23 protein-coding genes and 1 pseudogene are annotated in these 22,173 nt (G+C 58.7%); 2 read left to right on the forward strand and 22 right to left on the reverse strand.

Annotated elements, in window-relative coordinates; genetic code table 11:
- Nucleotides 1–11 precede the first annotated feature (11 nt).
- From flgK to flgB, 10 genes are all read right to left on the reverse strand, one after another.
- Nucleotides 12–2,675, reverse strand: coding sequence for a flagellar hook-associated protein FlgK (gene flgK, locus AAIA72_RS04480; RefSeq protein WP_369602227.1), 2,664 nt, complete (start codon nucleotides 2,673–2,675; stop codon nucleotides 12–14).
- Nucleotides 2,672–3,715 carry a flagellar assembly peptidoglycan hydrolase FlgJ gene (flgJ, locus tag AAIA72_RS04485; protein WP_369602228.1) on the reverse strand — a complete coding sequence of 348 codons (1,044 nt, stop codon included), beginning with the start codon at nucleotides 3,713–3,715 and terminating at the stop codon, nucleotides 2,672–2,674. Before flgJ ends, flgK begins: the two co-directional genes overlap by 4 nt.
- Before the next feature lies 1 nt (nucleotide 3,716).
- Nucleotides 3,717–4,805, reverse strand: coding sequence for a flagellar basal body P-ring protein FlgI (locus AAIA72_RS04490; RefSeq protein WP_369602967.1), 1,089 nt, complete (start codon nucleotides 4,803–4,805; stop codon nucleotides 3,717–3,719).
- Nucleotides 4,806–4,810: 5 nt separating this feature from the next.
- On the reverse strand, nucleotides 4,811–5,488 hold the full coding sequence (gene flgH / locus AAIA72_RS04495) for a flagellar basal body L-ring protein FlgH (RefSeq protein ID WP_369602229.1): 678 nt from the start codon (nucleotides 5,486–5,488) through the stop codon (nucleotides 4,811–4,813).
- 14 nt (nucleotides 5,489–5,502) lie between these two features.
- On the reverse strand, nucleotides 5,503–6,288 hold the full coding sequence (flgG, locus tag AAIA72_RS04500; RefSeq protein WP_369602230.1) for a flagellar basal-body rod protein FlgG: 786 nt from the start codon (nucleotides 6,286–6,288) through the stop codon (nucleotides 5,503–5,505).
- 76 nt (nucleotides 6,289–6,364) lie between these two features.
- A complete protein-coding gene (flgF, locus tag AAIA72_RS04505) occupies nucleotides 6,365–7,114 on the reverse strand; it encodes a flagellar basal-body rod protein FlgF (RefSeq protein ID WP_369602231.1) in 750 nt (249 codons plus the stop codon).
- Between the two features lie 5 nt (nucleotides 7,115–7,119).
- Nucleotides 7,120–9,048 (reverse strand): flagellar hook-basal body complex protein, encoded by a 1,929-nt coding sequence (locus AAIA72_RS04510; RefSeq protein ID WP_369602232.1) that lies wholly within the window; start codon nucleotides 9,046–9,048, stop codon nucleotides 7,120–7,122.
- A gap of 15 nt (nucleotides 9,049–9,063) precedes the next feature.
- A complete protein-coding gene (gene flgD / locus AAIA72_RS04515) occupies nucleotides 9,064–9,738 on the reverse strand; it encodes a flagellar hook assembly protein FlgD (RefSeq protein ID WP_369602233.1) in 675 nt (224 codons plus the stop codon).
- Nucleotides 9,739–9,753: 15 nt separating this feature from the next.
- The gene (gene flgC, locus AAIA72_RS04520; protein ID WP_369602234.1) at nucleotides 9,754–10,191 is read right to left on the reverse strand and encodes a flagellar basal body rod protein FlgC; all 438 of its coding nucleotides are present in this window, start codon (nucleotides 10,189–10,191) and stop codon (nucleotides 9,754–9,756) included.
- 2 nt (nucleotides 10,192–10,193) lie between these two features.
- Nucleotides 10,194–10,592 carry a flagellar basal body rod protein FlgB gene (gene flgB, locus AAIA72_RS04525; protein ID WP_369602235.1) on the reverse strand — a complete coding sequence of 133 codons (399 nt, stop codon included), beginning with the start codon at nucleotides 10,590–10,592 and terminating at the stop codon, nucleotides 10,194–10,196.
- Nucleotides 10,593–10,837: 245 nt separating this feature from the next.
- On the opposite strand from flgB, the gene AAIA72_RS04530 reads away from it, so the two are divergent.
- On the forward strand, nucleotides 10,838–11,581 hold the full coding sequence (locus AAIA72_RS04530; RefSeq protein WP_369602236.1) for a GIY-YIG nuclease family protein: 744 nt from the start codon (nucleotides 10,838–10,840) through the stop codon (nucleotides 11,579–11,581).
- Nucleotides 11,582–11,654: 73 nt separating this feature from the next.
- On the opposite strand, the gene AAIA72_RS04535 is transcribed toward AAIA72_RS04530, so the two are convergent.
- Nucleotides 11,655–12,236: a nitroreductase gene (locus AAIA72_RS04535; protein WP_369602237.1), complete on the reverse strand. Its 582-nt coding sequence runs from the start codon at nucleotides 12,234–12,236 to the stop codon at nucleotides 11,655–11,657.
- A gap of 323 nt (nucleotides 12,237–12,559) precedes the next feature.
- Here AAIA72_RS04535 and AAIA72_RS04540 point away from each other — a divergent pair, with 323 nt between their 5' ends.
- Nucleotides 12,560–13,096, forward strand: coding sequence for a DUF2505 family protein (locus AAIA72_RS04540; protein WP_369602238.1), 537 nt, complete (start codon nucleotides 12,560–12,562; stop codon nucleotides 13,094–13,096).
- A gap of 3 nt (nucleotides 13,097–13,099) precedes the next feature.
- Here AAIA72_RS04540 and AAIA72_RS04545 read toward each other — a convergent pair whose 3' ends face one another.
- From AAIA72_RS04545 to ispD, 11 genes and pseudogenes are all read right to left on the reverse strand, one after another.
- Nucleotides 13,100–14,449 (reverse strand): DEAD/DEAH box helicase, encoded by a 1,350-nt coding sequence (locus AAIA72_RS04545; RefSeq protein ID WP_369602239.1) that lies wholly within the window; start codon nucleotides 14,447–14,449, stop codon nucleotides 13,100–13,102.
- Nucleotides 14,450–14,675: 226 nt separating this feature from the next.
- Nucleotides 14,676–15,242, reverse strand: a complete 567-nt coding sequence (locus AAIA72_RS04550; RefSeq protein ID WP_369602240.1) for a chalcone isomerase family protein — start codon at nucleotides 15,240–15,242, stop codon at nucleotides 14,676–14,678.
- A gap of 219 nt (nucleotides 15,243–15,461) precedes the next feature.
- Nucleotides 15,462–16,439: an RNA polymerase sigma factor RpoS gene (gene rpoS / locus AAIA72_RS04555; protein ID WP_369602241.1), complete on the reverse strand. Its 978-nt coding sequence runs from the start codon at nucleotides 16,437–16,439 to the stop codon at nucleotides 15,462–15,464.
- 93 nt (nucleotides 16,440–16,532) lie between these two features.
- Entirely contained in the window at nucleotides 16,533–16,862 is a 330-nt protein-coding gene (locus AAIA72_RS04560; protein ID WP_369602242.1) for a murein hydrolase activator EnvC, read from the reverse strand.
- Between the two features lie 293 nt (nucleotides 16,863–17,155).
- A pseudogene (locus AAIA72_RS04565) lies at nucleotides 17,156–17,347 on the reverse strand (LysM peptidoglycan-binding domain-containing protein); the annotation flags it as partial.
- Between the two features lie 262 nt (nucleotides 17,348–17,609).
- A complete protein-coding gene (locus tag AAIA72_RS04570; RefSeq protein ID WP_369602243.1) occupies nucleotides 17,610–18,533 on the reverse strand; it encodes a DUF368 domain-containing protein in 924 nt (307 codons plus the stop codon).
- Nucleotides 18,530–19,165, reverse strand: coding sequence for a protein-L-isoaspartate(D-aspartate) O-methyltransferase (locus tag AAIA72_RS04575; protein WP_369602968.1), 636 nt, complete (start codon nucleotides 19,163–19,165; stop codon nucleotides 18,530–18,532). Before AAIA72_RS04575 ends, AAIA72_RS04570 begins: the two co-directional genes overlap by 4 nt.
- 29 nt (nucleotides 19,166–19,194) lie before the next feature.
- Nucleotides 19,195–19,938 carry a 5'/3'-nucleotidase SurE gene (surE, locus tag AAIA72_RS04580; protein ID WP_369602244.1) on the reverse strand — a complete coding sequence of 248 codons (744 nt, stop codon included), beginning with the start codon at nucleotides 19,936–19,938 and terminating at the stop codon, nucleotides 19,195–19,197.
- Nucleotides 19,935–20,951, reverse strand: coding sequence for a tRNA pseudouridine(13) synthase TruD (gene truD / locus AAIA72_RS04585; RefSeq protein WP_369602245.1), 1,017 nt, complete (start codon nucleotides 20,949–20,951; stop codon nucleotides 19,935–19,937). The genes surE and truD overlap by 4 nt, the downstream gene beginning before the upstream one ends.
- The gene (ispF, locus tag AAIA72_RS04590; RefSeq protein WP_369602246.1) at nucleotides 20,948–21,433 is read right to left on the reverse strand and encodes a 2-C-methyl-D-erythritol 2,4-cyclodiphosphate synthase; all 486 of its coding nucleotides are present in this window, start codon (nucleotides 21,431–21,433) and stop codon (nucleotides 20,948–20,950) included. Before ispF ends, truD begins: the two co-directional genes overlap by 4 nt.
- Nucleotides 21,424–22,155: a 2-C-methyl-D-erythritol 4-phosphate cytidylyltransferase gene (ispD, locus tag AAIA72_RS04595; protein WP_369602247.1), complete on the reverse strand. Its 732-nt coding sequence runs from the start codon at nucleotides 22,153–22,155 to the stop codon at nucleotides 21,424–21,426. The genes ispF and ispD overlap by 10 nt, the downstream gene beginning before the upstream one ends.
- Nucleotides 22,156–22,173: the final 18 nt, after the last annotated feature.

A 22,173-nucleotide genomic window follows, 5' to 3' on the forward strand; every position in this document is an offset into this window, starting at 1 on the left:
GTAGGCCTCCGTTACCTGAAGGTGCTCAGCAAGGTATCAAACAGCTGCCGGGCGATCGAAACGACCTGAGCCGAAGCGTTGTAGGCGGCCTGATACTGGATCAGCCGGCCCGCTTCCTCGTCGAGGTTGACCCCTGCCATCTCCTGCAGACGGTTTTCGGATTGTTGCAACAGGGACTTGGATGCATCCTTATCAATCTGAGCCTGGTTGGCCGCCGAACCGATGGTTTCCACGAGCTGTCCATAGGCCTCATTGAAAGTGCTCACCTCCCCGTCAAGCCAGCTGGTGTTTTCAAGGTTGACGAGATTCAGCCCGTTGCGGTTATCCGAGACGCCCGAGGTGTTGTAGACAATGGTGAAGGTATCACCCTGTTTGGGCTGTCCGTCGAGCTGGACCTGAAAGCCGGTGTAGGTGGATTTGGCGACCGGTGCCTGGGTAAACAGCGTGTTGGTGTTTGCCGTGAGCGTCACCCCGTCATCCAGCACCACGTCCACAAAACCGCCGACGGTTGTCTCCGTTCCGCCCGAGACAACGACCGGACCATCGTTGGGCGTGGACACACTGACGCTGTCTCCGCCCGAACCACTGAGACTGATTCGCAGATCATAACCCTGAGTGGAACGAATGGTCAGTGTGGTGCCATCACTCTGAGCAAGGATACCCTGATCCTGAAGCACCGAATCATTGTTGATCAGATCCACGTAGTCATCCGGACCAAAGGTACTGCCGGCCGGCAGCGTCAGGCTGCGTCCGTTGATACTGAGCGCCGGAGCCGGTGCACTGCCATCGTCCACAAAACCGGTCAGTGAGGCCAGGGTGTAGGCATAGGCCGTGACCCCCTGACGTTGCGTCAGCGCTGCCGCAATGTCCCTGGCGGAGCTGTTGGCCGCAATATTCAGTGCCGGTTGTGTGGTCACGATCCCGGTTTCCGGATCCCGGTTCTGCAGCGTCAGCGTCTGTGCAGGATAACCATTGGTGGTCACGGATGCGGCAGGTGCCGGAATCTGTGCAACACTGGTGCCCTCCATGCTGACCTGCGTCTGCCCCGGATCACTGCTGAACAGGTTGTTGTTGATACCCGCAACATGGGTACGATTGGTGACTGGTGGATCCAGGGGTTTCGGATTGGCCGGATCGGTGTTGTCGAGGATCTCGTAGACATTATCCGTAATGAATCTCACGATCAGCGGGGGTGTCAGTGCCCCCGGATTCCGGAACTCCGACAGGATACCGCCGGTTGCAGGATGGTTGACGTCCAGCAACTCCCCCGCGCTGATGCGGGCGTTTCCGGTATTGCCGATGCTTGCATCGGTTCGTACGGGACTGGCCAGAGCCAGCTCTTCCACCCGGTCAATGGTCAGATCGATATCACGTGCGCCATAACGGGTCGGCGTGACCAGAAAGCTGTCACCCGTCTGGAAGCTGCCTGCATCAAAGTTAATGCGAATCCCTTCAAGATCCACGGAAGCCGGCAGGGGGGAAGGCAATACCGCACGCTGAATCAATTCGCCTGTTTCTGCATCCAGTATGCTGACGTCCTGATTGGTCGGACCATCAAAGCTCACCTTGTAATCGCGGGTAGTGAGCTGGGTGCTGTCCACAATTTCCACGCGCATCTTGCGGTCTTCGGGCAGGGCGTTGGCCTTGCTGGGTGTCACCCGGGCACGCATCAGCGCATCATCATTCACATCATTGAAAAACAACCCGCCCAGATTGCCTTCCAGATCAATGCCTTTCTGGTGCTGTCGGTTCACCGCATCGGCCAGCGCAATGGCCACACGACCAATACTGTTGAACGCATCGCGCAGCACCGTATCCCGGAAGCGCAACAGTCCACCGATACTTCCCCCGGACATCTCGCTGGTAATTTCATTGGTCCGGCCGGCTTCAGACAAGGCAATCTGAAGTTCCTGCGGGTCATCCGGACTGACCTGTGTCGTCAAACTGTTGGCCCGGGTACCGACCACCAGTGCCTGGCCCTTGCCAATCAATACGTTGACGCCCCCATCTCCCGTATTGACGGCGGTGACCTGGGTGAGTTCCGACAACTTGCGCAGCAGCTCGTCGCGCTGATCCAGCAGTTCATTGGGCTGCTGGCTTCCGCTCCCTCCCTTGGCGGTGGCAATGGCCTGGTTGAGTCGTGCGATACCCTGCGCATAGCTGTTGATCTCCGCGACCTGAGCCTGAAGATCCTGATCCAGTGCCTGCTTCTGGGACAGCAAGCGCCCGTAGAGCACGTCAAACCGATTGATCAGGCCCCTGGCCTGGCTGATGACCAGCTCCCGTTCGGGAATGGCCGAAGGGTCATCCACCGCACCATGGAGTGCGCCAAAAAAGTTCGACAGGCCGGGAGACAGGCCCGTGGTGGGGTCGGCCAGCAGGCTGTCGATCTGGCTGATATTGGATTCAAAAGCTTCCAGTTCGCTGTTCATGGTGGTGTCAATGCGCACCTGATTGACCAGAAACTGGGCGGTTGTCCGCTCGATGGTGGTGACCGCGACCCCGGTACCCTGATAGCCTGCCCCCATGTAGTTGGAATCCGTGGCCTGAAACTCCACACGCTGGCGGCTGTAACCGGGCGTGTTGGCATTGGTCACGTTATTACCGGTTGTGGACAGGGCCGTCTGGTGTGCACGCAGGCCCGACAGCCCGATGTTGATCAGTCCGCCACTCATGATTCCTCACCTCCCACGGCTGCGTCCGGTTCGCGCAGACGCCCCAGAATGCTGAGAATTTTACGGCTGTAGGCCGGATCCGTGGCATAGCCGGCCTCCTGCAAGGCCTTCGTATAAGCCTGCGGATCCGCTGCCTGCTCCAGCGCCGGTGCGTAGCGCGCATTTCCTCTGAGAAACTGCAGATAGTCCCTGAAGCTGTCCTCGAAGGAGTCGTACGCACGGAAAGGCGCACTGATTTTGATGGGTTTTCCACCCACATATTCAGTGGTCTGCGTCCAGGCGGTCCTGCCTGTCCATCCCTCCCCTGCCTTGATACCGAACAGGTTGAAACTGTTACCGCCCGCTTCGTCCCGGATCATGTGCCGCCCCCAGCCGGTTTCCAGAGCTGCCTGTGCCAACAGGACGCGATAGTCCACACCCAACTCATCCGCAACGCGCCGTGCTGCCGGTGCCAGTCGGGTGACAAAATCCTCGGGCGAGTCGAAAGCCTGATCTGCTCTGCCCGCGTCCGGCGAGCGGGAGGACGATGCAACGGGGCCGCCCTGCGAGTCTTCGGGATGCCGGATATCCGTCCGGGCATGCGTGTCACCGTCATTCGGGTGAGTGACAGAAGCCAGGATGCCATCCATTTCCTGCAGCATGCGCTCTTCAACCTGAGTCAGCGGCCGATCAACCGGATGCTTGCGGTAATCTTCAAGATTCGCATAACGTGTGGGCCAGCTGCTGTCGCCGCCCAGCTGCTGCACCAGCAGCCGGGCCAGCCCCAGACCTTTTCCGGTTGACAGACTGACCGCCAGCTGCTGGTCGAACATGTCCTCATAAAACTGAGTGGACCAGGTGTTGAGGGGGTTGTCCTTCGCCAGCACCCGGTTGGCACTGCGCATGGCCTGCAGCATCTGCGCGGTCAGGAGCGACTCGAATTGCCGGGCAACCGCTTCAAGTGACGCCTGTTTGTCCAGGGACGGGCGCTTGAGTGCCTGCAGTGCAGACAGATCCGCATAGCTTTGTGTGGCGCGGGACAGATAGGGTTGCGTCGTCATCTCAGATCACCAGTATCTCCGCGCGCAGGGCGCCCGCCTGCTTCAGCGCTTCCAGAACCGCCATCACATCCCCGGGTGCCGCCCCCACTTCATTGACCGCACGCACAATATCGTTCAGCGTCGTGGCCGGACCAAACTTGAACATGCGGGAAGGTTCCTGATTCACATTGACAGTGGACTGCGGCACCACCGCAGTCTGGCCGCCTGCCAGGGCATTGGGCTGGCTGACCTGGGGATTTTCGGTGATGGTGACGGTCAGGTTGCCGTGTGTGACCGCCGCCGGAAAGACCCGAACGTTGGCCCCCACCACGATGGTTCCGGTTCTGGAATTGATGACAACCCGGGCAGGTGCTTCCGCCGGCGAGACATCCAGATTTTCCAGAATGCTGAGAAAGCTCACCCGCTGGGACGGGTCACGAGGCGCCTGAACACGAATGGATGCCGCATCCAGTGCCTGAGCCACTTCCGGCCCCAGGAGCTGGTTGATGGCCTCTTCCACACGCTTTGCCGTGGTGAAGTCCGGGTTGTTCAGGTTCAGCGTAATGCTGTCACCCCGGTCAAAGGCATTGGGTACACTGCGTTCCACGGTGGCCCCGTCCGGAATGCGCCCCACCACCTGAACATTGACCGTGGTTTTCGATCCGTCCGCCCCCTGAGCACCAAACCCGCTGACCACCAGGCTGCCCTGAGCGATGGCATACACCTTGCCGTCCGCCCCTTTCAGTGCCGACATGAGCAGTGTGCCGCCGCGCAAGCTCTTGGCATTGCCAATGGAGGAGACGGTCACGTCAATCTTCTGACCCGGCTTGGCAAAGGGCGGCAATGTGGCATGCACAGATACGGCCGCCACGTTCTTCAGTTTGGGATCCACCCCCTGAGGCAGCGTGATGCCAAAGCGATTCATCATGTTGCGGAAGGTCTGGTCGGTAAAGGGTGCCTTGTCCCCGGTACCGTCCAGACCCACGACCAGTCCGTAACCGAACAGCTCATTGCTGCGCACGCCGGCAACGGTGGTCATGTCCTTCAGGCGATCCGCTGCCGCAGGCAGACTTGCAACAACCACTACCCATGCAATGAAGATCCGCTGCATCAGGCTCATAACGGCCACCATTCACTGTTGAAGAACCGGGTCAGCCAGCCCTGGCGGTTCACATCGGCAAAGGCGCCGGTACCGCTGTACGCAATCCGGGCATCGGCGATCTTGGTGGACAGTACCGTGTTATCGACACCGATGTCCTCGGGCCGCACCAGACCGACCAAGCGGATATATTCATCACCCTCGTTGAGCTGCAGCCATTTTTCGCCCCGGATGCGCAACAGCCCGTTGGGCAGTTCCTCAGCGACGGTCACGGTAATGGTACCCTTGAGGCTGTTGCTCTGGTCGCTGTCCGCCGAGCCACTGAAGGAGCGTTTCTGCTCCGGGTTGGTCAGCAGACTCAGGTTGGCCGCGGACACGGACGTGCCGAGGATGCTGGCCTCATTGAGTTCATTCTTGGAGTTCTTGCTGACCGTCGTCCCGGCACTTTTCTTGCTCTGGGTGGTTTCCTGAAGAATCACGGTCAGCACGTCCCCGACCCGCGTGGCAATGCGATCGCCGTACAGGGTGTAACCTGATACCTGTGAATAGATGGATCCGTCCACCGGGGCAGGCACACGAAGCGCCGGCGGTTCCACGGGCGCCCAGCTTGGATCCCCCGGGCGGGGCAGCTCACGGGTCATGGGCGCACAACCTGTCATTGCGACAACCGAACAGATTACCAGCCAGCGGATCATCTCAGCCCCCCTGATCACAGGTTATTGGTGATGAACTGAAGCATCTGATCGGCGGTGGAGACGACCTTGGAGTTCATCTCGTAGGCGCGCTGAGTGGTGATCATGTTGACCATTTCCTCGACGATCTCCACATTGGATGACTCCACCATACCCTGACGCGTCGAACCCAGGCCATTCAGTCCGGGCGTACCCTGAAGCGGGTCGCCGCTGGCAGCCGTCTGAGCAAAGAGGTTGTTGCCCAGTGCCTGCAGTCCGGCAGGGTTGATGAAATCCACCAGGGTAATGTTGCCCACCTGGGTGGGTGCCGGATTGCCGGCCTCGGTGACTTCAACCGTACCATCCGTACCGATGGTGATGGAGGTTGCGCCGGACGGAATGGTAATCGCCGGCTCCAGCGGCAGGCCACTGGCTGTGACGATCGTACCATCCGAGCTGAGATGGAACTGGCCGTCGCGCGTATAGGAAATGGTGCCATCCGGCATCAGAATCTGGAAGAAACCGCGGCCATCGATGGCAATGTCCAGCGGCTGTTCGGTCACTTCCAGATTACCCTCGGTAAAGACCTTCTGCGTCCCCACTACCCGCACGCCGGTACCCAGCTGAAGGCCGGAAGGCAACTGGGAATCCTGGGTAGTGCTGCCACCGGGCTGCCGCTTGATCTGATAGAGCAGGTCCTGAAATACCGCACGGTCCCGCTTGAAGCCCGTCGTATTGACGTTGGCCAGGTTGTTGGCAATGGTCTTGAGCTTGGTGTCCTGGGCACTCAGCCCGGTTTTGCTGACCCAAAGTGCGCCGTTCATGTTCAAACCTCCTGACAATCACTCCCGTGGGAGCATCCGGGCAAAACGGCGGAAAATTGCCGTTCTGCCCCTGTTATCAGGAGTTCTGCAAGATGCGTGCCGATGCTTCCTCGGCCTGATCAGCCGCCTGCATGACCTTGACCTGCATTTCATACTGGCGTGCCAAGGTCAGAATGGAAGTCATCTCTTCTACAGCGCTGACATTGGAGGCCTCGACAAATCCGGGTTCCAGACGGACGGTACCATCCGGCGGCAACGGCTGCCCTGCGGCATCACCCTTCTGCCGGACCAGCCCGTCCTTACCCTTTTCCAGAGTGTCCAGAGGCGGATTGACGAGCTTGATACGATCTACCTGGGCCAGCGTTTCGGGCCCCTGCCCCAGCGGCACGATGGAGACCGTGCCATCCTGCCCGATCTCGATTTTCGAGGCCGGCGGAATCACGATCGGGCCTCCCTCGCCCAGTACAGGCTGACCACTGCCGGTCATCAGCAAACCGGTGGCATCCATCTGCAGTTCTCCGGCACGGGTGTAGGCTTCCTGCCCTTCCGCATCCTGAACCGCAATCCAGCCGGGCCCGGCGATGGCCACATCCAGCTCGCGTCCGGTTTCGATCAGGGTGCCCTGCTCGAAGTTGGTCGCCGGTCTTTCGCTCATGGCATAGACCCGGCTGGGAAATGTTTCGCCAAACACCGGCATGGCCCGTGCCTGCTCCCAGTCCGCCTTGAAGGCGGTCGTGTTCACGTTGGCCAGATTGTTGGCATGGGCACGCTGAGACAACATGTTCTGCGCGGCCCCTGTCATGGCTATGTAAAGTGCACGATCCATGACGCTTACCTCAGGTTGATGATGGTCTGGGTGACCGCATCGGCCGTTTCAATGGTCTTGGCATTGGCCTGATAGTTGCGCTGGGCAATGATCAGGGACACCAGCTCCTCCGAAAGCTCCACGTTGGATTGCTCAAGGGAACTGGAACGGATAGCCCCCAGGGAAGCCGTTCCCGGATTGCCGATAATCGGGTTGCCGGACCGGAAGGTTTCCACCCAGGTGGTTTCACCGACAGGCGCCAGACCCTCCTGATCATTGAAGTCTGCCAGCGCCACCTGCCCCAGCACTTTCGACTCTCCGTTGGTATAGCGAGCAAAGATGATCCCGGCATCGTTCACATCCAGCCCCACCAATCGCCCGGTCGTGAAGCCATCCTGCTGCATGTCATTGACCGCAAAGGCGCTGCCGAACTGTGTCATTTTGGAAATATCCACCTGAAAGTTGCTGCTGGTCGGCGGATCCGGAATCGGCAGTGCGCCACCGTTGGCAACGTTCAACGGGCCATCCGCCCCATTGGGATTGCCGGACTCATCCAGAGGTGTCCAGTTGCTGATCAGGACCTGGTCAGACAGGTTGGTATTGAGCGTACCGTCATCATTGAAAACCAGACTGTACGACGCACGGGTTGCCGCACCACCCGGTGTTAACGGATCTCCCACATCCTGCCCGTCAATCTGGACATACATGGTCCAGAGGTTGGCCGGTGTCGAAGTGGTCTGGCGTTCCTTGACGAAATACATCGTCAATACATGGGGGTTACCCAGGCTGTCGTAGATGGTTGTGGATGTTGCGTGGTTGTATGTGTTTTCGTCCGTCGGGCTGAAGGTGTTGCTGACAAAGGGGGTCCCGGTGAAGGTCTGTACAACGCTATTGCCCGAGCTGGAAATCGTCACGCCATCATTGACGGTGAAGTCAATTGTCCCCCCCACAGTTGCCTGGGTATTGGTGCTATTGAGTGTTTGGCTTGAGCCGCCGGCACCCTGCACGACAAAAGAGTCTGTACCGGCACCGCTGAATGTGAAGCGAAGGTCATTGCCCCGGTTGTCACGGACCACCAGATCCGATCCGTTCAGCACCGCACTCACCCCCACCAGTGACGGAGAGTTGTTGATCCGGTTGGCCAGGTCAGTCAGGTCAACGGGATTATCGAAGGGCACACCATTGATGGTGACGCGCAGCGTACCGGATGCATTGTTGAAGCCCGCAGCCGTCAGCGTTGCCGAGGTACTGGCCGAGGCATCGATACCGTCCAGCTGATTGAATTTCGCAGCGATGGAGTTGGCCGATTCGTCATTGCTGGTGGTCACCGTCGCCGTCGTGCCGTTTTCCAGTGTGACGTTAAAGGTTTGCGCCTGGTATCCGTTGGTGGTCCCGGCGACAGCCTGCCCCACGTCCGTACCATCACTGGTCAGCGTATAACCGGCCTTGGACAGAACCGGCTGGCTGGAATCCAGATTGACCTGTGCGTCCACATTGGTGGTCCGGCGGGGCGCCAGATTGCCACTGTCGATGATCAGATCACCCAGCACACCGTTTACCACCCCCTGATCATTGGCACTGAATCCCTGCAGGCGCATGCCCACGTTGTTGACCACATATCCATCCTTGTCCACGCCAAACTGACCCGCGCGGCTGTAGAGACGTGCACCATTGTCACTCAGGATGAAAAATCCGCCACCGTTGATGGCCAGATCCAGGCCATTCTCGGTAAAGTCGATGTTGCCCTGGGCAAAGGATTGCCGGATCTTCTGCACCCGGACACCATCTCCCACCGGATTGGTGCCCAGACTCAGAAAACTGTTGGCATACAGGTCACCAAACTCCACACGGGACTGCTTGAAACCTACCGTACTGGCATTGGCAATATTGTTACCGGTGACTTCCAGATCCACAGATGCGGCCCGGATACCGGTCAAGGCAACATTAAACGGCATGGTGACTCCCCTCCGTTACAGAATTTCTTTGACATCGGACAGGCTGGCCTGCCCCATACCTGCCAGATTCAGGAGAATGGATCCGGTCTGACTGATCGAGACGCTGTCCACATTCGCGGCCATGTAAGCGTTCAGTTGCTGAGTCTCGCTACCGTAGCGCGCCTCGGCTTTCACCGTATACAGGCCTGCCGGCATGGATTCGCCCTTGGCATTGGTTCCGTCCCATTCAAACCGGATATCGCCGGCCGGCTGCTGTCCGAGCTCCATGCGCTTCACCAGTTCACCGGACGGGTTCAGTATGGAAACGGTCAGTGAAGACGTACTGCCCGGCACCTCGATCACGCCCGAAATCCGCCCCTCCGGCCCCAGAACACCTTGGGCATTGGGCACCAGCACATTGCGGCCCACCATGGCGGACGCCTGTAGCGCCTGATTGGAGCGGAACTGGCTGGCCACGCTGTCCACGGACTGATTGAGCTTTTCGATCCCCTCAACTGAGCTGAACTGAGCCAGCTGTGCCACGAATTCGGAGTTGTCCTGGGGCTCCAGGGGGCTCTGATTCTTGAGCTGGGCAATCATCAGCTCCATGAACTGGTTCTGACCCAGTTCATTGGACTTCTTGCTTTCCTGCTGTATGGCATACTTGGCCAGTACATCGCTGGACGCATTGAGAGATTGGATATCCGCCATGGTCATCACTCCTGATTATTGCCCCAGCGTCAACAAGCGCTGCATCATGGTTTTGGCTGTATTCATCACATCGGCATTGAGCTGAAAGCTGCGCGAAGCAGACATCATGTCGGCCATTTCTTCCACCACATTCACGTTCGGGTAATACACATAGCCCTCTTCATCCGCCATGGGATGGTCAGGCTCATAGCGACGCTCCAGTGGTGCCTGACTCTCTACAATGCCCAGCACTTTCACGCCACGACGGGATTGATTGTTCACATCAAGGTCGGAGAATGCCCGATTGGCCTCCTCCTGAACCGCGGCAAACACGGGCTTGCGGGCCCGGTAGGTCTGATCAATGGAGGAGCTGACTGACTCGGCATTGGCCAGATTACTGGCCGTGGTATTGAGCCGTACGGACTGTGCACTCATTGCCGACCCGGCAATATTGAAAATCGAATGAAGCGCCATGCTTATTCCCCCTTGATCGCGGTCACCAGTCCCTTGAACTTGCTGTTCAGGAACTGAAAGGACGTCTGAAAGTCGAGTGCGTTGCGGGCAAACTCGGCAGACTCGATCTGCGTATCCACCGTATTGCCGTCAATACTCGGCTGAACGGGTACACGATAGAGCAAATCCCCCTCGGCAGCCGAACTGTCGTCCGGAATATGCCCCTCATGCGTCCGCTCCAGCGGCAGACGATTGCCCCTTGCCGCCTCGCCGGCAAGGATTGCCCTGAAATCCAGGTCACGCGCCTTGTACCCCGGTGTATCCGCATTGGCGAGATTGTCCGCCAGCACCTCGGCCCGCTGAACCCGCACCTCCAGCGCTTTCTGGTGAATCCCGAGCGCCTTGTCGAATGACAGTGCCATAGTCTTTCCCGCAACAATTCATTTCATCTCTGCTGTCTGTAAAGCAATGACAGTGCCATTGAGCCCTTTTCCTTATATTTCAATTCATTGCAATCGCCACGCCTGTTTCCGAACGGCAAATGCCCGCCGCCGCCACGGCAATGCCAGCACAGCTTTCTACGCAAATGTCCAGCCTTTCTTTCAGCCGATAAGCCGCTATAATGCGCCCCCCGTTCCAAAGCAGTGTTTCGGAGTAGCAGAGCCCCATGATTGTTTTTACCGTTCGCAACAAAGTGACCGGACAGGTTTATGTCGGCACAACCAGCCTCACCATTGAAGAACGTTGGTCCCAGTTCGTGCACTCCATCCACACCTCACTGGATTACCCGCTGTACAACGATATCCGGCAGTATGGCGAGGACGCCTTCGAGCTCCATGAGTGGGCGGTTGCCGAAACCCGTGAAGAAGCCCGCGATCTGGAGGCTGAAGCAATCGAGTCCGAAAATGCGCTTTCGCTGAGGGGATACAAGACGGCGGCCACACTGCGCAGCCAGCTGAAGAAGGCCGATATCGACAAGGCCGTGGAGCGCATGCTGGAAGAGCTGAATTCCCCGTCCGTGTTTGCGGAGGAACGTCCCGCCAGAACAGGCTCACCGTCACGTCAGACGCATTCCGGGGAATCGGTTGCCACTCGGACTGCTGCGACAGGAACATCAGGGGAGCACACCGGATTTTCACGCACGGTCAACCGTGACCCGCATGGTGCCGGCACGCTCAGGCTCTCGACGCGAACCCGGCCGAAAGTTGAGTTACCCAAGAAAGAACCGCTGCAAAAGCGCCTGTCCTCGAGCAAGGAGAAGCGCATCCGGGAAGCGATCAAGGCAGAGAAAGCCCGGATCGAAGCCGAGAAGAAAGCCCGCATTCAGGCTGAACAGGATGAAATGGCCGCCATTCTGGCGCGGCTGGACGAACGTTCCAAATCCGCCGCCAAACTTCACCGCAAACGCTGACAGCTCACTCACCACACCTCCATTTACCTTTTAAGACCGCCGGGTGGAGGTGTGGCCAGGAACCGTCGCTCCCCTAAATACCGTGGAAGCGAGTCCGCTCGATGGCATCGATCACTGCCCGTTGCGGAGGCTCCCCCGCAGGTGTACCCACATACAGATACCCCACAATCGTCTCATGATCTGCCAGGCCAAGCTCCCGTGCGACCTCACGGGATTCCGCCACCGGCCCTGTGCGCCAGATTGAGCCATAACCCAGTTCACTCAGTACACACTGCACCTGATAGGTGGCCAGGGCCGCAGCAATCATCTGTTCATGGGGAGGCACCTTGGGATGAGACTGATGGCTGCACACCGCCATGATAATGACGGGCGCCCGGAATGGCATCTTGGCGAGACGATCAAAAAAAGCCTCATCCTGCTCCGGCTGCGCCAACCTCAGCCCTCTGACATAAGCCTCAGCCAGCAGCTGTCGCCCTTCCCCGGCAAACACATCAAAGCGCCAGGGGTTCAGTCTCGCATGATCGGGGGCCGTCTGCGCACACGCCAGTGCGCGCTCCAGATCGGCGCGTGACGGACCGGGCTCCGTCAACACGGGAACGGAGCGCCGATTCCGGAAAAACTGTTCTACACAACCTGTCGATTCATCTTCACGCATCAGATTTCCCACCTTAGGGCACGGAGATCGCCGAATCACCACGCACGGCTTGCTTTCCAGGGACATGACATATGACATGCCTTCAATCTGCCTATCCTAACGTATTCCCATGCGACAGGCAGCATCGCTGCACCCGGTGAAAGCGATTGCGACTTCACCCGACGACCATCCGGTGATCCGGAAAACACCAACCGGGCATTCAGACGGCTCCCGTGCAGAGTTGCCTTTTGCGTTCCGAGGGGAGGCCACACGGCCACGGCGCCATATTGACAACATGTCACCTTTTAGCCATAGTGGCCGAAATACCCACACAACAATACGACATGTCACTGCAACATACCTTTCACTTTCCGTACCCGGCCAGGCGCGTCTTTCGGCTGTATACCAGCAAACAATTCATAGAAGGGCGGTTTGCCGAGAGTGGCATCCCCTCCCCCGCCGTGGAGGTGGAACAGATGGCCGGAAAAATGCGGATCACCTCCAGGCTGGACATCCGCCACCAGCTCGGCAAGGCCCGATATCTGCTACGCCCCCTTGGCCTGGACACATTTATGCTGGACTATGCCATCGAATGGCACGAGCACTCGGACGCACACATGGAAGCAGAATACAGCTATACCCCTGTCGGACTGAACATGAAACTGGCCGGCACGCTGAAGCTGAGAGAAACCATCCCCGGACAATCCACCCTGGAGCACCGTACCCGCTGGGATGGCCCCTTGTCAGGCCGGCTCCATCAATGGCTGGAAAACATGCTGGTCGAACGCGTCCACAAGGAGTTCAGCGCCGACATGAGCGCACTGGAAATGTTGCTGGAAAACGAGTCAGAAAAAAACGCCCCGTCAGAACGAGGCGCTTGAATGCTATGTCCGTGAAGCCTGGGGGGCGCTGGCGGAACCACGGTGCCGGCTTCTCCTGCCGCCCCGGCCGGCATCCGCCCGGCCTTCCCCGGCGCGTTTTGCCCCGGCAGAAGCCGTTCTCCCGGACCTCGCGTTACCTTGTCCGGCACCACGATCCGACGCCTTTTTTCTGGCGGCGCCATGGGGTGACGGCTCACGTGGCGCCATCGTCGGAACGTCGTGTTCCGGTTCAAAATCATCCACGTAATGTCGCGTGATCTTCTTGCGGATCAGGCGCTCGATGCCGGCCAGTTCCCGCGCCTCATCGGCGCTGACGAGCGATACCGCCTGACCACTCGCACCCGCCCGGCCCGTCCGGCCAATCCGGTGCACGTAATCTTCTGCCACATTGGGCAATTCGAAATTGACCACCTGGGGCAATTGCTGGATATCCAGCCCCCTCGCGGCAATGTCGGTTGCGACCAGCACCCGGACTTCACCTTTCTTGAATCCGGCCAGAGCACGGGTGCGTGCGCCCTGACTCTTGTTGCCATGGATAGCCATGGACGTGATGCCGTCCCGTTCCAGCCTCTGGGTCAGCTTGTTGGCGCCATGCTTGGTCCGTGTAAACACGAGCACCTGTTCCCATTGATGATGCCGGATCAGGTGAGACAACAGCTCGGGCTTGCGCTGCTTGTCAACCGGATGGAGCCACTGACTGACGTTGGTGGCGGTGCTGTTCGGCGGCGTGACGGACACGGATACGGGATCCTTGACCATGGTCGCCGCGAGCTTGCGGATTTCACCGGAAAATGTTGCTGAAAACAGCAGATTCTGACGCTTTGCCGGTAACGCCCGCAAAATCCGGCGGATATCGTGGATGAAGCCCATGTCCAGCATGCGATCCGCTTCGTCCAGCACCAGCACTTCCAGGTTGTCGAAACGTACCGCATTCTGACTGTAAAGGTCCAGCAGGCGTCCCGGCGTCGCAACCAGAATATCGACACCCTTCCTCATGGCCATGAGCTGTGGATTGATTTTTACTCCTCCGAAAACCACTGCGGAGCGCAGGTTCAGATAGCGGCCATATTCCGTCACATTTTCAGCTATCTGGGCTGCCAGTTCGCGTGTCGGTGTCAAAATCAGCGCACGACACTGATTGGCTCCGGCTTTCCGGCCTCGACTCAGGCGATCAAGAATCGGCAGGGTGAACCCTGCGGTCTTGCCGGTGCCGGTCTGGGCGGCGGCCATCAGATCACGTCCCGACAGGACGACCGGAATGGCTTTGGACTGGATGGGAGAAGGTTTTTGGTAGCCTTTTTCTGCGACTGCGCGCAGTATCGGTTCGGCCAAACCGAGATCAGAAAACAACATTCAGATGAGACTCTCGGCGCTCGGGGCGCATAAAAAGGATCTGTATGATCCTGTTAAAGAAGCCCAGCATAGCGCGAAAAGCGATAAAAAGCGAATTCTCCTCTTCCATACCAGGGAACAGACACTGTCAGCGGAGGTTTTCAGCTGCCCGGGGGCTTTGCCATGGCAGCGCGACGACGCAAAACGGGCGCCAGAGCGCCCGTTTGAGTGCAGCCATGGAGCGGAATTATTTCGCGCCGAGCATGGCCTGCTTCAGGTTTTCCTGAGCCGGCTTGTCTGACAGCCAGATACCGAACAGGGCTTCCTTGAACGCCAGACCACCGTCGATGGTGGACTTGAGCGTACCATTCTTGTACACCTCAACACCCTTGCCCGGCTGATACACCAGGTCAAAGACATCATTCTCCTTGATCTCTTCACTGAAGATATCCATGAACTCGTCAATCTGCTCGGCGATCGGATCAATGTTACCATGAGTGGAGTTCTCGAAGCCTTCCATGGTGGCCTTCTTCATCTTGTCGCTGGACACCAGCCCGGACACCATGTGCAGCTTGATGGCCATGGGCTCATCCGCCTTGATGATCTCTTCCGGATTCTGCTTCTGCTGCGGCAGATACAGACCGCCTACATAGATGTCCATGAACCATTTGGTCCGAACACCCGCGCCATTGAGCTTGAGCTCGGTATTGGCGGCCTTGATGGCATCCGGAATTTCCACGTCAGCCACTTTGGCTGCGAACGTAAAGGGTGACAGGCTCAATGCCAGAATCAGCGTTGCAATAATCTTGTTCATGTTATTTCATCCCTAGCCTTTTGTGTGGTTATAGTCGTTATATGTCGCCTCACCTGATGGTGCCGCATCGGGGGCCGAACAGGCCGCGACCCGGTCATTATAGGAAGGCAGCAGGCCAGGAATGAATAGACCAAATGGCAAACAGGTGCGCCGATGTCAAAAAGTGCCGAGCAGTTCACATACTGCCCGGCACTCCAGTCGGCCTGAAAGGAATGATTCTCAGTTGAACAGTGTCTCGCCGGACAGCCCCTGCTTTTCCAGTATGGAACGCAGACGCTTCAGTGCCTCGACCTGAATCTGTCTGACCCGCTCCCGCGTCAGACCAATTTCACGTCCCACCTCTTCCAGCGTGCCCATCGGATAGCCGCGCAGCCCGAAGCGGCGGGCAATGACTTCCTGCTGCTTGTCCGTCAGCTGATCCAGCCATTTGTCCAGACACTGCTGCAGATTGTTTTCCTGGGTCTGCTCGGCCGGGTCATTGCACGCATCATCCGAAACCGTTTCGAGGATGGACTTGTCCGAATCATAGGACAGCGGGCAATCCACGGAGGTGATGCGCTCATTGAGTGCAAGCATCTTCTTGACGTCCTCGACCGGACGATCCAGCTCTGCCGCAATTTCCTCGGCACTGGGCTCATGGTCGAGCTTTTGTGTCAGTTCGCGCGCGGTGCGGAGGTAAACATTGAGTTCCTTGACCACATGAATCGGCAGACGAATCGTCCGGGTCTGGTTCATGATCGCCCGCTCGATGGTCTGGCGGATCCACCAGGTGGCATAAGTGGAGAAGCGGAACCCCCGCTCGGGATCAAACTTTTCGACTGCACGAATCAGACCGAGGTTACCTTCCTCAATCAGATCCAGCAGTGACAAGCCGCGGTTGACGTAACGGCGGGCAATCTTCACCACAAGGCGCAGATTGCTTTCGATCATGCGCTTGCGGCCCTGTTCGTTGCCGGCACGCGCCAGACGGGCATAATAAACTTCTTCCTCGGGAGTCAGAAGCGGAGAAAAACCGATTTCATTCAGGTAGATCTGGGTGGCATCAAAGGTTTTGTGTCCCTCTGCGCTGAACCGGTTGGCGTACCGCTTGACGTAGACTTCTGACAGATCTTCCGTGTCGTCCAGATCCAGGTCCAGATCCATTTCGGACTCGTCGATATCCATCAGGTCTTCTTTGATTTTCTGCTGTGCGGTCATTGTCTTGGCCCTGCTGTCAACGGTTGTTCGGCCCCTCACGGGGATCTTCTTATACTTCTTCTTGTTCGGGCGTCAGGCCCGTCTTGACGCGGGTTATCGGCCCGGATTGCGTGGCAGGTACTTGAGTGGATCAACAGGTTTGCCATCACGGCGGATTTCGAAGTGAAGCTTCGGTGTCCGCGTTCCGGTGGCACCCAACTCGGCGATGACTTGTCCGGCCTTCACCCGCTCGCCTTCTTTCACAAGAATGCGGCGGTTGTGGGCATAGGCACTCAGGTAATGTTCATTGTGATTGATGATTACCAGGTTCCCGTACCCCAGCAGCCCGCTGCCGGCATAAACGACTTCACCGTCAGCGGCTGCCCGAACCGGATCTCCGATTCGGCCGGCAATATCAATACCTTTGTTGATCTTGCCTCGCACAGAATATCTATCAAGAATCTTGCCAACATGGGGCCATTGCCATGCCACCGCCCCCCCGAAGAGCGGACCGGAGAGACTGAACGTGAAGGAACAGTCACCGACGGCTTTTGTATCTTTTTGTTACTGACGGAGGGCTTGACTGACTTTTCCAACTGTTTGGCAGGACGTTTTTTTGACCTTTTGACCAAAGTCGACGTCTTTTTATCAGTTTGGTACACCTGACCCTTTCGGTCGAGACGGATGATCTGCCCCGGATAAATCGTATACGGAGGCTGAATGCCATTGGCATCCGCCAGCTCGCGAAAGTCGCGCCCATAGCGCCAGGCGATGGAATAGAGGGTTTCGCCGGCACGAACCTTGTGCTGGCCCCAGTAGACAGGCGGGTTATAGGAGGGATCGGTCTGGATGGCTGGCCCGAGACATCCTGTCAACAGAGCTGACAGTGTCAATAATATGACTGTTCTCTTTATGCCAGCAAATATCACGCCAGAATCCGTTTACATCATGTTACAAAGAGGTCGCAATACGTGATTCCGTTCAATCGATCGCAGGCGTTTTTTATTCTTTATCGTTATATAAAAACCAATCCATGGTTCACAATTCTCTAACGAACTTTAGCTTTTTTGCGTAAGTTCTTAATATGTTGTGATATTACGAAACGCTATAGTGACCATTCCGTGTCACCATTTCGCTACCCGCGTTACCCCTGGTAACACCAAGGCTTTCCGTTACGTAACACCTTTGCGCTCATTTCTGTGACCTGGTTCCCAGTTTTAACATCCAGATCACCAGAAAGCCGCCCAATACCGCCATGGCCACCGTTGCCCAAAGCATAGCAGGCTGTCCCGTCATCTGCTCGAAAGATTGAGGCCAGACGTTGGCCTGAACCAGCGGAAACGGATCGCGCCCGGGCCGGTACTGATACTCAAGGGTATACTTCCAGGGCCACAGCTTGAACAACGCTCCGGCCATGACACCCGCCAGTAACGCCACGCCAATCTGATGATAACGCGCCAGTAACCAGTGCAGGATACGTGAAAAGGAGATCAGGCCGACCACACACCCTGACGCAAAGATGGCCATGACCGGTATGTTCAGGGATTTGACCGCCTCAATGACGGGCAGGTAGAGCCCGAGCAGCAACAGAATGAAGCTTCCGGAAATGCCCGGCAGGATCATGGCGCAGATGGCCAGGGCGCCGCCCCAGAACAGGTTCCAGGGTGTGGGAGGCAATTGAGCCGGAAAGCCGTTGGAGGCCACCAGTCCGACTGCGGCGCCGCACAGAAATGCCAGGGCCAGCGCCGGTGTGCGCGGAAGCGGCCGGACGAGCACATACACCCCCGAAAGCACCAGACCGAAGAAAAACCCCCAGACCAGTTGGGGCCAGGCTGAAAGCGCCCAGGTCATGACATGAGAAAGTGTCAGAATGCTGACCAGAATGCCCGCAGCCAGCGTGACCAGAAAGCTGCCGTCCATGGCCTGCCAGGCCGCAGACCACCCCTGCCGTCGCCAGATACCCAGCAGTCCCGGCCCCAGTCTCGCCAATGCGCCCACAAGCCGGTCATACAGACCGGAAAGGAAAGCCACCGTGCCACCGGACACGCCCGGAACGATATCCGCCGCCCCCATTGCCACGCCGGTGAGGAATATCCGCAACGCTGAAGGCATCATGAACGGATCACGCCTCCCACCAGCGGGACAAAACGTACCGGTTCCACCGGGGTACACTGAAATTCATCACCGTCCCGGTCATACACCTCGAGTCGCTGCGACCGTCCGCCCACCGGGATGATCAGGCGTCCCTGAGGCTTGAGCTGGGCAAGCAGCTCATCCGGCACCTGCTCCGGTGCAGCCGTGACCACGATCACGTCATAAGGACCGTTTTCTGCCCAACCCCAATGTCCGTCATCGAGCTTCAGCCGGATGTTATGGAGCCTGAGTGCCCTGAAGCGCTCCCGGGCCCGTTCCTGAAGCCCCCGGATACGTTCCACACTGAACACCTGTTCAAAGAGCGAGGCCAGCACCGCGCACTGATATCCGGATCCGGTACCCACTTCCAGAACCCGGCCCTCTCCCCTTCGCTCCAGCGCCAGCTCGGTCATGCGTGCAACAATGTAAGGTTGAGAGATGGTTTGTCCGTATCCGATGGGCAGCGCCGTATTTTCATAAGCCCTGTGAGCCAGCGCTTCGTCCACGAAGATATGTCTTGGCAAGGTGCGGATCACATTGAGCACCGCCTCATTGCGGATGCCCTCCTCCCTGAGCTTGTCGGCCAGGCGGTTCCGGGTCCGCGCCGAGGTCATGCCGATACCCTGCAAATCAAACTGACGACTCACAGTGACAGCACCTCCTGCAAGGGGCCCATCAGGTCCTGCTGACTCATGTCCACAGACAGTGGCGTGACGGAGACATAATCCCTGTCCACCGCATGAAAGTCCGTACCGGGCCCGGCATCATCGCTTTCTCCGGCCAGGGCAATCCAGAAACGCTCGTGACCGCGCGGGTCCGTGATGCGTATGGGCTCCCCACCCTTGTGCCGGCACCCGAGCCGGGTGACCCGAATCCCCCGGAGCGCCGCCCAGGGCACATCGGGAACATTGACATTCAGAACGGTACCTGCCGGCAGGTTCTGTTCGCCGAGACGCTCCAGCAGCTCGACAACCACACGCGCCGCCGTATCATAGTGCCAGTTGCCCCGGTTGACGAGCGATACCGCAATGGGGGTCTGCTTCAGGAAACGCCCTTCGATGGCCGCTGCCACCGTACCGCTGTACAGGACATCATCACCAAGGTTGGCATGCGTGTTGATACCCGATACCACACGTTCGGGCCGGAACCCCAGCGTGTCACTGATCCCCAGATGCACGCAGTCGGTCGGCGTGCCGTCCACGGCATAGTACCCGTTCGCAGTTTTCTGCACCCGCAGCGGCCGCGTGAGCGTCAGCGAATTGCTGGCACCACTGTGATCCCTGTCGGGCGCCATGACGGTCACCTCTGCACGCTGTGCGAGCGCCTCGGCCAGCACGGCGAGACCGGGCGCATTCACGCCATCATCGTTGGAAACCAGAATTCTCATGCCACCTCTCTTCGGTCGGGCTGAATCAGTTCAAACATCATTTCCAGCAGGACGGAAGCATAGACACCCCGACCCAGCGTGAAGTCTAGCTGCATTCCCCGGTCAAGCCAATGCCAGACAAGATTCTCCGGCATCGCCACAAACGGCCGCCAGTCAGGCCGCAATCCCTGGCGATGAAGAAATGCCAGCACATCGTCATAACGATCATTCACCGCCTGCTCGAACCGGCCCGCCTCACCCTCCTGCACGGGCAGACCACCCCAAAGCGGACCCTCGGCACAAGCGAGTGATGTCATGTTGCCCGGTGCGGCGGCGGTTGTCTGACGCTCACCTTCCAGAATCGCATTCCAGCTGCCATGGCGAACACGCTCTGCCAGCAAGGCATTGAATACTTCAGAACGCAGCGCCGACAGTACCATGCTTTTGACATGACGTCCGCCCGGACGCCAGCGTCCCGCCATCCAGGCACGGCCTTTCTCCAGATTCCGGCCCTCAATTCCGAAGCGCTGATGGCCGTAATAGTTCGGAAAGCCATGGGTACTGATATCGGTCAGGATGCGCCCGACCTCCGCGCCATCCGGCCCGCCGTCACCCTCCGGCCAGTACAAGCGGATGCTGAAACGGTTGCCTAGGTGATCACCGCGACGGCATTTCTTCAGTGAACGGAGACAGGTCCCCCACTTCACTCCATCCAGCTCGGGGAGCACGGGTTCCGTCTTGTGGCCGGGAAGCTGGATGCTCATCCATTGTCCCGTTACAGCGTGACGATCCTTGAGACCGGCGTAACCGACCGCCACTTCCCTGACGCCAAACGCCTGCGCCAACTGGCGGGCAACCCAGTCGGTATTCTGACCGCGCTTTTCCACCCAGATCCACCAGTGCTCACCGTCACCACCCGCCACAGGCGGCATGCATTCCGTCACGGAAAAATCTTCGGGTTGCCGGCGCCAAAGTGCCGGCCAGCGATGCTCAAGCCAGGGAGAGGGCCGTGACGGCAGCGTCGGATCGCTCATGCACTTCGCCTCTCGAGCAGGACAACCACATGTACGGCGATGCCTTCTTCACGACCGATGTACCCCAACCGTTCCGTGGTGGTGGCCTTGATGCTCACGCAGCCGGCTTCCACGTCACACAGCCGCGCCACAGCTTCGCGCATGGCCCCGATATGGGGCGCAAGACGCGGTGACTGTGCCACCACGGTCACGTCACAGTTGCCCAGTTGCCAGCCTTCACCCTGAACACGCCGGCAGACTTCACGCAGGAGCTCACCGCTGTCCGCCCCCTTCCATTTGGAATCCGTATCCGGAAACAGATGTCCGATATCCCCCAGTGCTGCCGCCCCCAGCATGGCATCCATAAGGGCATGCAGCAGCACGTCACCATCCGAATGGGCCTTGAGTGCCCAGTCGCAAGGGATATCCAGGCCACCCAGGCGGATCGGCCCGGGGCGCGACTTGTCAAAGGCATGCACATCAAAACCATGGCCTATGCGCATGGCGTTTCCTCCGTATGCGGCAAGAGACATTCAATCAATGAAAGGTCCTGCGGATGTGTCAGTTTCAGGTTGTCTGCCTGGCAGGGGACCAGTAACGGATGAAAACCGGCCATTTCCATGGCCGATGCCTCGTCCGTGACAAGGCGCCCGGCCTTGAGCGCTTCATCCAGCGCCCGCCACAAGGTTCCCAGCGGAAACAGCTGTGGTGTACAGGCCCGCCACAGGGCGGTACGGTCAACCGTTTCATCGATCCGGCCATCCGCTGCGGCCCGCTTCAACGTATCGGCAACAGGCATTGCCAGCAGCCCGCCATCGGCCTGCTCGCCCACCGCCTCGATCAGGCGGTGCACATCCGAAATCCGGACACAGGGCCTCACCGCATCGTGCACCATGACACGCGTCGACTCGGGACAGAGCTTGCGCAAATGGGTCAGCGCGTTATAAACCGAGTGCACCCGCTCGGCCCCGCCGCGCACGGTATGCAGCCGACCGAGCCAGCTTTCCGGCCAGGTACGCCGGAGATGCGCGTGAAACGCCTCCCATTCCGGATCTGTCGGCGACACGGCAACCACGATACCGCTCAGCGCCTGCACGGCCATCAATCTGGCCAGGGTATGCTCGAGAACCGGCTTGCCATGAATATTCAGATATTGCTTGGGGCGGGCGATCTGCATGCGTCGTCCACTGCCCCCGGCTGGCACGACGCCCCACAATTCAGACATGCTTGACAGACACTGTTC

Source organism: Thermohahella caldifontis, assembly GCF_041153465.1.
GTDB lineage: Bacteria > Pseudomonadota > Gammaproteobacteria > Pseudomonadales > Oleiphilaceae > Thermohahella > Thermohahella caldifontis.